The sequence below is a fragment of the Halomonas sp. ATBC28 genome (genome assembly GCF_005937175.1).
GTDB classification, from domain to species: Bacteria; Pseudomonadota; Gammaproteobacteria; order Pseudomonadales; family Halomonadaceae; genus Vreelandella; species Vreelandella titanicae.
The window spans coordinates 165,409-176,066 of the sequence record NZ_VCQL01000012.1 but is presented as its reverse complement, the minus strand read 5'-3'; the positions used below and the strand labels follow the sequence as shown (position 1 = coordinate 176,066).

The following is a 10,658-nucleotide window of genomic DNA, read 5'->3' as shown; positions in this document are numbered from 1 at the left end:
CAGCACGTCTTTGAGACGCTACCCTCTCTCAACGACGATGACCTCAACACGCTACTGCCCTGGCAGTGGAAAGAGACCTTACCGGTCTAGGCAATGACTGCCTAGATGGGGTTATTGGAGCGCTTACGAACCACGTATCCTATTGATGGATGAGCCGCTCTCAGCGCTCGATGCCCGTATCCGCGGCCATCTACGCCAGCAGCTGCGCGATATCCAGCAGACATTAGGGCTGACGACCCTGTTTGTGACCCACGACCAGGAAGAGGCATTGGTGATGTCTGATCGTATCTTCCTAATGCATGACGGGCACATCCTGCAGCAGGGAAGCGCCGAAGAGCTCTATACACGGCCCAGGGACTACCACGCGGCGGGCTTTATGGGGCACTACAACGTATTGCTCGGCGATCAGGCCCGTCCACTGTTAGGAGAGGGTGTCGACTCAGCACGCGTGGCGCTGCGGCCAGAGGCCCTTTACCTCCAGCCGCTGACTGAAGGAGTGATGAGCGTGGGGCGACCGGATCGCTCTGGCCCAGAGTGCCCTGGCGTCATTCGACGCTGCCAACTGCTCGGCAACATCGTGCGTTATTCGGTGGAGTGCGCCGGGGTGGTGCTCTCTGTCGATACGCTCAACCGCGGTAGCCGGCATCTGCTGACGGAAGGCAGCCAGGTAGGGGTGGTGGTGGATCTCGATGAGGTTCAAGCGTTCGTAGAGTAATTAGGCCCCGTTTATCATGTGCCTTTATCAGTGGCGCTCTAAAGCATAGCGGTGGCAAGGCACATCGTAACGATAGCCAGCGTCGGCAGAAGAGAAAGCCCGCTGAAGTGCCAGTAGTCGAAGCGAATGAAGGGCTGACATCCCCTTGGCCACCGGGGGCAAACAACAGAAGAAGCGCGGCAGGGTCGCCGCGCTTTCATGCCATATCAGACTGGAGGGCATAAATTATTAACAGGGTACTATGCCGTCGACTGACTCTTCTTGCGGCGGGACAGTCGGGAAAAGAGTGGCGTAAGAATGACAAGAAGAATCATGGCAATAAGCACCTTCGACGTTGTATTCGCTGCCAAGGCTGTCCAATCGCCGCCACCAATCCGCAGAGCCAGACGCAAGTTCTGCTCGGCGAAGCCACCGAGAATTAGGCCTAGCACGACGGGGGGCAATGGGAACTTCAGTTTGTCCATAAAGTAACCGATAAAACCGAAGCCCAGCATCAAGTAAACGTCGAACATCCGGCCATTGATCGAGTAGACCCCCACTAGAACCAGGGTGATGATGAAAGCGCCAAGCAGTGGACGCGGCAGACGCAGAACCTGTGCAAAGCTGTTGGTGGCCAGGGCGCCGCCAAGTACGATCAGCAAGATGGCGGCGAACAGGAACTGCCACATAAAGCCGAACACAATATCGGGGTTGTCACGGAAGAGCATCGGGCCAGGTTGCAGACCGTGGATCATCAGGCCACCGAGCATCACTGCAGCCACCGCGGTGCCGGGGATGCCGAGCGTCAAGGCGGGAATCAGTGCTGAGGTGGTATCGGCGTTGTTGGCGGTCTCGGAGGCCGCTACGCCCTCGGGTTCTCCCTTGCCCCAGTCTTCGGGATTACTGGATGCGCGACGTGCTTCGTTGTAGCTGAGAAAGGCCGCCATTGATCCGCCAGCGCCCGGCAGGATGCCGACGAACACGCCGATCACCGAAGAGCGCAGCCAAGTCTTCCAGAATCTCAGCATGCTCGGAAAGGCCTTCCAGAGGCTCGTCGTATTGAGCTTTTTGGCCGTGGAGGTGTCGACATCCACGACTTCCTCCAGGAGGGCGATTGCCGGTGGTATGGCGTAGAGCCCGACGAGCAGCACCACGATGTTGATGCCGTCGAGTAACTCCAGGTGGCCGAAGGTGTAGCGGTCATATCCGGAGATAGAGTCTAGTCCGACCAGCGAGACGAAAACGCCGAAACAGGCGCTCAACAAGCCCTTCAGAACGTCGCCGCCGAGCAGGAAGACGATGGCCGAGAGGCCGAAGACGGCGACCCAGAAAACCTCGGAGGGGCCAAACAGCAGGGTTACCTTGGCCAGCGGCGGGGCCAATAGCATGAGCACGATTGCCGAGACGATGCCACCGATGGCGGATGACACCACTGAGACCTGAAGCGCATAGCCGCCCCTGCCTTGCTGGGCCATTGGGTAGCCGTCGAAGCTGGTGGCTACGGCGGCGGGGGTGCCGGGAATGCGCAGCAGCACCGCGGGAATAGCACCACCGTACATGGCGCCGTTATAGATACCGGCCATCATGCCAAGTGCCACCAATGGGTCCATGCCGAAGGTGAAGGGGATCAGTACCGAGATTGCCATGGTGGCGCTGAGCCCGGGCAAGGCACCAATACAGATGCCCGTTATGACGCCGAGCACGACAGCGGCGAAATTGCCGAGAGACAACACCGCTGGGAGTGCATCAATCAAACTTCCATACATGTGTCAGCCCTCTTTCAGCGTATGAAGAATTCAGTGGGGAGATCCTGACCCATCAGCAAGGCGAAAATTATTGCCAAGCCTCCGGTGAATATCAGATCCGCCAACAGCAACCGTTTGATATCCCGATAGCCGAAGCTCCACGCCACCAAAGGCACCATAACCGCGGTGGTTGTGTAAAAGCCGATCAAGCTCACGCTGGCCACGTAGAGCCCAATGGCCACGACAATGCCGAGAAAGCGCGGCAAATTCTCGAGTATTTGGTGCCGTGGGGCTTTAAAGCGCTCGCTTCGCGTGGCGGCAAAAACCCGTAAGATCATTAATACAGAGAGCCCGATTAGCGTGCTCAGCATTGTTATAGGCAGCAGGGAGCTCATGGTCGGCATGTCGGGTGTGCGTAGCAGAAGAAACCCTGCGACAACGATGATGGCGATACCGGTGATGAGGTCGGGATGAGGCCCTTGCCCTGAAGTGGTCTGTTTCATGTTCTATTCTCTGGCTGGCTTGCTCGTAGAGCGTCTACCACCAAGCGAGTCGAGCGACATGGTGGAGGTGACGTTTTATCCTGTTACGGGGCGTGACGAAGGGGGGCTTGCCATGGTTGGCCGGGTTGATTGAACACCCCGGCCAATCAATTTATTTCCAGGGTGAGGATTCCCAAACACGCTCGGCCAGTTCAAGCTGCTCTGCGTTAAGTGCTTGAAAATCATCTCCTGTCGTCAGACTGATAGGATTCCCAGATTTGAGCATAGCCTCTTGGAATTTTGGATCCTCGTACGTCTTCTCGAAGGCACTAATCAGGCTGGCCTCGACCTCTTCCGGCAGGCCGGAGGGGGCAATAAACCCACGCAGCGAACCGTTGACAAGATCGTAGCCTTGCTCGGTAAAGGTCGGCACACCTTCCAGTAGTTCAGAACGTTCGTTGGTGGCAATGCCCAGCACATTTAGCTCGTCACGGAAGTTGACCACCTCCGATAAGTTGATGATCCCCATTGCGACATGACCGCCCATAAGCGCACTACGTGCTGGCGCGGAGCCTGAGAAGGGAACGATGGTATATTCAGCGTCGGTCTCCTCGGAGAGCCGAATTAGGAAGAAGTGATCATCGCCGCCGAGGCTTGACATGCTGACGGTTATGGCGCCATCACGTTCCTGGGCTGCAGCGACCAGTTTTTCCATGCTGTCGATGTCGCTGCTCTTTGGGGTGACAATCACATTGGGATCGTCTACCACGTTGGCCAGGTAGGTGAAGCTATCGGCGTCGTAGTCGGCGTCGCGGTCAAGGGTGCGGGCCATCATACCGGGCAGGTTGTAGGTGCCGATAGTGTAGCCATCGGGATCGGCCTGGGCCGTGGCGGTGACGCCGATCTGGCCGCTGGCGCCGGGCATATTCTTTACTACGACGGTAGCGTCGTCGCCCAGATACTGTTCAAGGAAAGGCGCAACGGTGCGGGCCATTACGTCGGTTCCGCCACCTGCCGCATAGCCGACGATCAGGTCTATCTTTTTCTCTGGATAGTCGGCGAGGGCCTGAGCCGAGGTAATGCTTGCGAGGCAGAGAGTGGCGGCGATGGTTGAAAACTTAGTGAGCATATTGTTGTACTCCCGTTTACATTCACGGATGGTCTAAAAGGCAAAGCCTGTCTAGTGCAGTGAACAGTACAGAATTACTTGATTAAAGCGAATAATGTTTAACTGTGTGGTAAGTTTTTCTGTATCTATGGGGAGGATAGGCGATAAAGCCCATGTCATCGGGGTTGGCCGCTAATACCATGACGAACGGCCAGTAAAGGCTTACGACTATGGTCGGGGGTGGTGGGAGTAATTCAGTGTGACTATGTATTTAGTGTGACTATGTATTGAGCGAGGCTGGTGCGCCGGGGGGATGAAATAGAGATAAACCGGCGCGGGACAGCAGTGCCTCGCGTCGGTCTGTTAAATGAGTTTATTTCCAGGGCGTCTCTTCCCAGGTGCGACGCGCCAACTCATCCTGGGCCTCGGCCAGGGCTCGATAGTCTTCCCCATAGATGACGCTCAGCGGGTTGCCCTGCTGTGCCATATCGGAGCTAAAGTCCGCGTCCTCGGCCACATCCTCAAGTGCGCTCAGCAAGGCAGAGCGAATGTCATCCGGTAGGTTGGCCGGTGCCGCCAAGCCGCGCAACGAGCCCATTTCGATATCGAAGCCGAGCTCCTTCGCCGTCGGCACGTTGGTGGCTTGCTCCAGGCGCTCGTCGGCCAGCACGGCCAGTACGCGTAGCTCTTCTTCAAAGCCCACCGTCTGGCTGTAGGCCATGGTACCCATGGCCACGTGCCCGCCCATCAGTGCGCTTCGCGCCTGGGCGGCGCCATTAAACGGTACGTAGTTTAGTTCAATGTCGGCCGCCTCGGCGAACTGGATAGCGGAGAAATGGTCGTTGCCGCCTAGCGAGGACAGGCCCACCGGCATCTTGCCTTGGACGTCCCTGGCGTGCGCGATCAGGTCTTCCACCGAGGCGATGTCAGAGTCTTTCGGCACCACTAGGGTATTAGGATCGGAGACAAAGTTGGCTAGCCAGGTGAAGCTGTCCACGTCGTAGTCAGCCTCGCGGTCATAGGTTAGTGCCAGGGCAGCTGGCAGGTTCATGGTGCCAATCGTGTAGCCGTCTGGACTGGCCGAGGCTAGCGCCGAAAATCCGATCTGGCCGCCCGCGCCAGGCATGTTCTTAACCACCACCGTGGCGCCGTCGCCCAGTTGCTCCTCCAGATACTTGGCGACTGTGCGGGCCATGACGTCCGTGCCGCCACCGGCGGAGTAGCCGACCACCAAGTTGATCGGTTTGTCGGGATAGTCGGCTTGAGCGAGGCTGGCGCCGACCAGGAGGGAAGTCGACGCGACAGCGGCGAGGGACAAGCTTAAAAAACGTTGTTTCATGTTGGCGTACTCCGATCTTGTTGTTGAACTTGTGGGCATGGCTCTTTAACGGCGCGGTTAGTTAGGTCAGGAACCGGCAGGTAGCCGGTAGACCCGTGTAGCCGTGTCGTGAAACACGGCGTTGCGTTCCTCCTGGCTCCAGGAGGCGGTGAGTCGGTGATAAGCGTTCCACAGCACGCCGTAGCAGATACTGCCCTTATCGACAGGGAAGTTGCTCTCCAACATGCAGCGCGATGGTGTAAAGCGCTCAATGCAGGCGTCCACGTCGGGGGCGATGGCATCGGCAAGGTGCTGTGAGTTCGGTGGCGTCTTTCCTGTGTTGAAGCTGAAGCCCATGATCGGCATGCCAAAGCCGCCGATCTTGAGCATCACATTGGGGAGTTCGGCCAGTCGCGCCAAACCGTCGCGCCAGGCCTGGCGATGGATCGAGTTATGGTCACTATGAGGACTGGGATAGGATCCGACGCCCAGAGGCCCTCCAGCATGGTCGAGAACGATGGTCAGCTCGGGCAGGCGGCGGGCCAAGGTTGCTACCTCGTCGAGCTGGGTTTGGTAGGCCCATATATCCAACGACAGACCGAGGCGGGACAGCTGCCGTGCTCCCTCGACGAAGGGTTTGCTGACCATCAGCCCCTCCGGTGCTGGCACGGGGTTGGAACGAACGATGGGGTCGGGATGCGCCGCGACGGGCATGCGCACACCGCGAAAGCGCCCGCCGCCAGCCTCCATCAGCGCCTCGAGCACCGGCGTGACGCTGGCACCCATCAGTAGGTCGGCATAGCCAACGATGGCCGTTGCCACGTCGGTGGGCCCGTAGTGGCCGCTACGCGACTGAGCGGAGAGGCCGCGAACGAACTCGATCTCACCGACGGATCGATAGGCCTCGGGGCCGCTCGCGCGATACATCGTCCGGCACTGGATGTAGATCGAGGCAGTCACCCAATGGCCACTGTCGCCGATGTCGTCGGTGAACTCCTCAAGCAGATAGCGAAAGCCTCGGCGATCCCAAAGGTGGTGATGGGCATCGACGATCTTCTGATCCGGAGCCAGCGAGGGCTCCCGAACCTGGGTGAGCCAGTCCGGCCGCGGCGGCGGGTTCGGTGAGTCTACGACGGGGCGTCGGCGCCAGGGTCGCTCGTTGGCGGCATCGTCACTGTCTTGGTGATTCCGCTGGGTCGTGGAACAGGAGGTAAGGAAGCTGTCGTAGGGCTGCGGTTTCGTCGTCAGCATCACATACCCCAGCCGGAAGCCATGGGAAAGCCGCCGACGGGCAGCTCAGCGCGCAGAATAGTGCCGGTGTCAGACTCGGTGATGAAGAGTGTACGGCCTTCCGGCTCGCCGAAGGCGCAGTTGGTGGTGCCGAGCCCACGAGGGGATCTCACCACGGCGATTGGCACACCGAGCGCATCGTGTACCCAAACCAGCCCCATGCCGGTCTGACACACCACCACGCCGCCATCCTCGGTCAGTGCCAGGCCGTCCGGGCCCGCTCGACCACCGGAAAACTGCAGGAATAGCCCCGCTTTTACCACGCGCCCGCTGTCCGAGATCGGCAGACGCCAGACAGCATTGGCGCGGGTTACCGCCACATAGAGTGCATGGCCAGCCTTATCGAGCACCAGCCCGTTGGGACTCGGCACCTTGTCGATAAGGCAGTCCAGCCGACCGCTGCCTGGGTGCCAGCGGTAGACACGGCCAGAGGGATCCTGCAAGCCGGTTTGGCCCTGATCGGTGAAATACAGCGAGCCGTCGGGGCCGAAGTGCAAGTCGTTGCAGCCCTTGAAACCCTCGGTGTCAGCATCGCCAAGCGCGGTGGTCACTTCGCCGGTATTCGGGTTCAACTGCATGATGCCGTTACGAAAATCGGCAATGTAGATGTGCCCGGCGGCGTTGATCTTCAGGCCGTTGGGCTGGCCTTCGTACTCGGTGATCTGCTCGACGGCGCCGTTAGGTGAGGCGCGAAAGACCCGACCAAAAGGAATGTCAACGAACCACAGGTTGCCTTCGAGATCGAAGGATGGGCTCTCAATGAAGCTGTCGACCACCGCCCCGCGCCGGTTGCGATCCGCCCAGTAAGAGCGTTGGCCGGATCTTCTCAGTGACGTCGGCAGTGTGGTGAAAACCTCGGCCTCAATCAGTATCGGGTCGGGATGGGGGAATGCCATATTCAACCTCCAAAGGTCGTGGTTGGGAGCCACAGGGCGATGTCGGGGAACCAGATCAGCAGAACAAGGAAGGCCAGGATGATCAGGAAGAAGGGCAGCACACCCATGACGACGTCTTCGACTTTAACGGTGGGATCCGAACTTGCGACCACGAACAGGATGATGCCCAGTGGTGGCGTCAGTTGGCCGAGCTCGACCAGGATGACCACGAACACGCCAAACCACACTGGGTCGATGTTCATCGCCATCAGCACTGGAAAGATGACCGGTACAATGATCGCGATCATGCCTAGACCTTCCATAAAGCAGCCGAGGATGGCGAAGGTGACCAGCAAGATCATTAGAAAAACGAACGGCGACATGTCCGCGTTGGACACCCAACTCACCAGATCCTCGCCGACGCCGGACAGCGCGGTGGCGTAGGCGAAAATCATCGAAATAAAGACGATAAACAGAACATTGCCGCTCATCACCAGGGTACGTGAGATGGCTTTGCGCAATATGCTCAAGCTGAGCCTGCGGTAGGCGGCGGCGATCACTACTGCCCCAACTACGCCAACAGCACCGGCCTCGGTAGGCGTAGCGATGCCCGAATAGATACTGCCCAGTACGAAGCTGATCAATATCATGAACGGCACGACATCCAGCGCCGCTTTCAGGTAATCGGCAAGCCGCAACTGGGTGATGTCGCGTGGCACCAGCGAGGGGTTGAGTAGCGAGCGCGCGGCAATAAACAGGCTATAGCAGCCAGCCAGCAGGATACCGGGCACCAGCCCGGCCGCGAACAGCTTGGCGATGGAGGTTTCGGTGAAGGTGGCGTAGATGATCATGGTGATCGAGGGTGGAATCAATATGCCCAGGGTGCCACCGGCGGCCAGTGAGCCTGCGATGATACGCTTCTGGTAGCCCCGTGCGGATAGGGCTGGCAGGGCCACGGTCGACATGGCTGCGGCTGTGGGAGCGCTGCCGCCAGCGACGGCGGCGAAGATGCCGCTGCCCATGATGTTGGTATGTAGCAGCCCGCCCGGCAGGCGACGCATGAAGGGTGCGATGCCGTTATAGAGCCGGCCACTCAGGCCGCTGCCGAGCAGGATTTCCGCCATCAAGATGAACAGCGGAATGGCGGCTAGGGTGAAGCTGTTGGACGCCCCCCAGCTAACCATTCCAAGGGCATTCCAGCCAGCAAATCCCTTCATCAGCCACAGATACCCCAGGGCCGCGGCTCCTACGGCGAAATGCACCCAAAGACCGCCGAGGATCAGTAGCAGCAAGACGGAAAAGGCAATGATTGCATCCATCAGCGTTGTCCTCCGATACCTAGTTGCAGCAAGGCACGCTCTAACAGGAAAAGGGTCATCACGGACAGGCCCACAGGCAGCAGCATCTGCGGGGTCCAAAGCGGTGTCATCAGGGCGGTGGGCGCCACGTTGCCGCGTGCGAACGAACTCATGACGAGCAGGGAGGAGTGCCAGGCGAGCACACCGCAGATGCCCATGGCTAGCGCGACGTACACCAGACCAAGCACCTGTCTGACCCGAGGCGGCAAGGTTTCATATATAAAACCGACCTGAAACAATGCATTGTTCCTGATTGCTAGGCTAGCGCCGAACAGAGTGGTGGCGATAACCAAGTAGCCGGAGAGCTCCTCCACTACATGTAGGGAACTGTTGAAAAGCAACCGTGATCCGATCTCGGCGACGACCAATACCGTTAGCGTTATTAGCCCAGCGCTAGCGAGAATGCGCACAATAGCGGAGAGTACGTCAAAGATGGGGCTGGCGGAGGCCGGCCCTTTTCTTGTGTCATGTTGGGGGGCAGACATGTTGAGATCCTCTGAAAGATCAATCACTTGCCGAGCGCTGTGAGCACATCCTGCAGTGCCTGTTCATGCTCAGGACCGGCTTCGCTGGCCCATTCCTGCCAGAACGGGGCGAGAGCTTCCTGGGCCTTGATAATCTCTGCATCACTTGCTTCAACGATGGTCATGCCAGCGTCCGCCTGCGATTCCTTTTGGGCCTGCTCGTCTAGAAGGAAGGCCTCGGTGATGTTAGAAGCCTCCTCTCTGATGATGGTGGCGAAGGTTTCGCGATCGGCTTCGTTCAGGGACTCGTAGGCGTTGGTATTGGCGATAATGGCGCTATAGGCGTAGTTCACCGGTAATCGGTAGTTGTAGTCGAGGAACTCGTGCCAGTTTTTTGCACCGCCCGCACTGGCTGTTAGCACACCATCAATTACGCCGCGCTCCAGGGCAGTTGGAACCTCGGAGCCGGATAGGGTGATCGGTGAGCCCCCGAAGGCCTCGACGAAGGCACCCTGCTCGGGCGAGGTCACGCGGATCTTATGACTTTCGAGATCGTCGAGGGAGTCGATCTCGAACGAGGTGAAAATGACTTGTTGAGGGTAGCGATAAGCGCCCAGAAAGGTAACATCCTGCTCGGCGAAGCCTTGCGTGAGATAGGGAGACATGGCCGCGTAGGCTTTATCCCACTCCTCATCGTTCTGGATCAGCATTGGCAGATTGAGGATACGCGCTATGGGCACATTGCCGGAAAAAAAGAGATCAGCCGAGAAATCGATAAAGCCATTACCGACCGCCTGGGTAATATCGCTGGAGGCAATCTGCAGTGTCTTTCCCAAATGCAGCGTGATCGACAGGTCTTCGGTTTCAGCTTCAGTACGGTCTATGATGCGCTGCATTCCCTTTACTGCCGCGGTAGTGGAAACCGACGAATAGGTGTAGCCGGTCCAATCAGCGGCTTGAGCAGCACCTGTCGTGGCTATACCCATGATGAGTAGGCTAGTTACCAAAGAGGGCTTGAAGGCTTTCATATCGATACCTCATTAATCGTTGTTATGTCTCTACCGTTCGAGGAACTGGCGGTACAGCGCATGTTGTTAGATGTTGATCTATGATCGAAAAGACGCGAACCACGGGCATCTAAGCCATTGGTAAGCGTGTTTCTAGCAGAAGTGGAACATGAAAAGAGTTTCTGTATAAAGCGCGTTTTTCTTGAAGAAGTATGAAGAATTTCTTAATTAAAGAACCGTGACTTTATAGCCTTGTATATGCCGCTTTAGTGGTAGTTTATTGGCATGGCGTAGCAAAAAGATGCAAACGTGCTTGA

Annotated in this window: 11 protein-coding genes; 2 read left to right on the top strand and 9 right to left on the bottom strand. The window is 58.2% G+C overall.

What is annotated here, in order from left to right:
• Window positions 1-145 precede the first annotated feature (145 nt).
• Window positions 146-715: a TOBE domain-containing protein gene (locus tag E0L35_RS15260; protein ID WP_249362150.1), complete on the top strand. Its 570-nt coding sequence runs from the start codon at window positions 146-148 to the stop codon at window positions 713-715.
• Window positions 716-954: 239 nt separating this feature from the next.
• Here the strand turns inward: E0L35_RS15260 and E0L35_RS15255 are convergent, their stop codons facing one another.
• Together E0L35_RS15255 and E0L35_RS15250 are read right to left on the bottom strand one after the other, a co-directional pair.
• Window positions 955-2,460, bottom strand: coding sequence for a tripartite tricarboxylate transporter permease (locus tag E0L35_RS15255; RefSeq protein WP_138800743.1), 1,506 nt, complete (start codon window positions 2,458-2,460; stop codon window positions 955-957).
• A 14-nt stretch (window positions 2,461-2,474) separates the two neighbouring features.
• Window positions 2,475-2,942 carry a tripartite tricarboxylate transporter TctB family protein gene (locus tag E0L35_RS15250; protein WP_138800742.1) on the bottom strand — a complete coding sequence of 156 codons (468 nt, stop codon included), beginning with the start codon at window positions 2,940-2,942 and terminating at the stop codon, window positions 2,475-2,477.
• Here E0L35_RS15250 and E0L35_RS26875 point away from each other — a divergent pair.
• Window positions 2,941-3,075: a hypothetical protein gene (locus tag E0L35_RS26875; RefSeq protein ID WP_255200324.1), complete on the top strand. Its 135-nt coding sequence runs from the start codon at window positions 2,941-2,943 to the stop codon at window positions 3,073-3,075. The genes E0L35_RS15250 and E0L35_RS26875 overlap by 2 nt on opposite strands.
• 18 nt (window positions 3,076-3,093) lie before the next feature.
• Here E0L35_RS26875 and E0L35_RS15245 read toward each other — a convergent pair whose 3' ends face one another.
• The 7 genes from E0L35_RS15245 to dctP form a co-directional block, all read right to left on the bottom strand.
• A complete protein-coding gene (locus tag E0L35_RS15245) occupies window positions 3,094-4,050 on the bottom strand; it encodes a tripartite tricarboxylate transporter substrate binding protein (RefSeq protein WP_138800741.1) in 957 nt (318 codons plus the stop codon).
• Between the two features lie 352 nt (window positions 4,051-4,402).
• Window positions 4,403-5,368: a tripartite tricarboxylate transporter substrate binding protein gene (locus E0L35_RS15240; RefSeq protein WP_249362149.1), complete on the bottom strand. Its 966-nt coding sequence runs from the start codon at window positions 5,366-5,368 to the stop codon at window positions 4,403-4,405.
• A gap of 66 nt (window positions 5,369-5,434) precedes the next feature.
• Window positions 5,435-6,598 carry an amidohydrolase family protein gene (locus E0L35_RS15235; protein ID WP_249362148.1) on the bottom strand — a complete coding sequence of 388 codons (1,164 nt, stop codon included), beginning with the start codon at window positions 6,596-6,598 and terminating at the stop codon, window positions 5,435-5,437.
• A complete protein-coding gene (locus tag E0L35_RS15230) occupies window positions 6,598-7,533 on the bottom strand; it encodes an SMP-30/gluconolactonase/LRE family protein (RefSeq protein ID WP_171051163.1) in 936 nt (311 codons plus the stop codon). The genes E0L35_RS15235 and E0L35_RS15230 overlap by 1 nt, the downstream gene beginning before the upstream one ends.
• A 2-nt stretch (window positions 7,534-7,535) precedes the next feature.
• A complete protein-coding gene (locus E0L35_RS15225; protein WP_138800737.1) occupies window positions 7,536-8,831 on the bottom strand; it encodes a TRAP transporter large permease in 1,296 nt (431 codons plus the stop codon).
• On the bottom strand, window positions 8,831-9,355 hold the full coding sequence (locus E0L35_RS15220) for a TRAP transporter small permease (protein ID WP_138800736.1): 525 nt from the start codon (window positions 9,353-9,355) through the stop codon (window positions 8,831-8,833). Before E0L35_RS15220 ends, E0L35_RS15225 begins: the two co-directional genes overlap by 1 nt.
• Window positions 9,356-9,378: 23 nt before the next feature.
• A complete protein-coding gene (gene dctP, locus E0L35_RS15215; RefSeq protein WP_212751691.1) occupies window positions 9,379-10,362 on the bottom strand; it encodes a TRAP transporter substrate-binding protein DctP in 984 nt (327 codons plus the stop codon).
• Window positions 10,363-10,658 lie beyond the last annotated feature (296 nt).

What these genes read in the sequence shown, in the direction of transcription:
- E0L35_RS15260 (WP_249362150.1), top strand. Translation starts at nt 146, where the DNA reads ATGGATGAGCCGCTCTCAGCGCTCGATGCCCGTATCCGCGGCCATCTA.
- E0L35_RS15255 (WP_138800743.1), bottom strand. Translation starts at nt 2,460, where the DNA reads ATGTATGGAAGTTTGATTGATGCACTCCCAGCGGTGTTGTCTCTCGGC.
- E0L35_RS26875 (WP_255200324.1), top strand. Translation starts at nt 2,941, where the DNA reads ATGTTCTATTCTCTGGCTGGCTTGCTCGTAGAGCGTCTACCACCAAGC.
- E0L35_RS15250 (WP_138800742.1), bottom strand. Translation starts at nt 2,942, where the DNA reads ATGAAACAGACCACTTCAGGGCAAGGGCCTCATCCCGACCTCATCACC.
- E0L35_RS15245 (WP_138800741.1), bottom strand. Translation starts at nt 4,050, where the DNA reads ATGCTCACTAAGTTTTCAACCATCGCCGCCACTCTCTGCCTCGCAAGC.
- E0L35_RS15240 (WP_249362149.1), bottom strand. Translation starts at nt 5,368, where the DNA reads ATGAAACAACGTTTTTTAAGCTTGTCCCTCGCCGCTGTCGCGTCGACT.
- E0L35_RS15235 (WP_249362148.1), bottom strand. Translation starts at nt 6,598, where the DNA reads ATGCTGACGACGAAACCGCAGCCCTACGACAGCTTCCTTACCTCCTGT.
- E0L35_RS15230 (WP_171051163.1), bottom strand. Translation starts at nt 7,533, where the DNA reads ATGGCATTCCCCCATCCCGACCCGATACTGATTGAGGCCGAGGTTTTC.
- E0L35_RS15225 (WP_138800737.1), bottom strand. Translation starts at nt 8,831, where the DNA reads ATGGATGCAATCATTGCCTTTTCCGTCTTGCTGCTACTGATCCTCGGC.
- E0L35_RS15220 (WP_138800736.1), bottom strand. Translation starts at nt 9,355, where the DNA reads ATGTCTGCCCCCCAACATGACACAAGAAAAGGGCCGGCCTCCGCCAGC.
- dctP (WP_212751691.1), bottom strand. Translation starts at nt 10,362, where the DNA reads ATGAAAGCCTTCAAGCCCTCTTTGGTAACTAGCCTACTCATCATGGGT.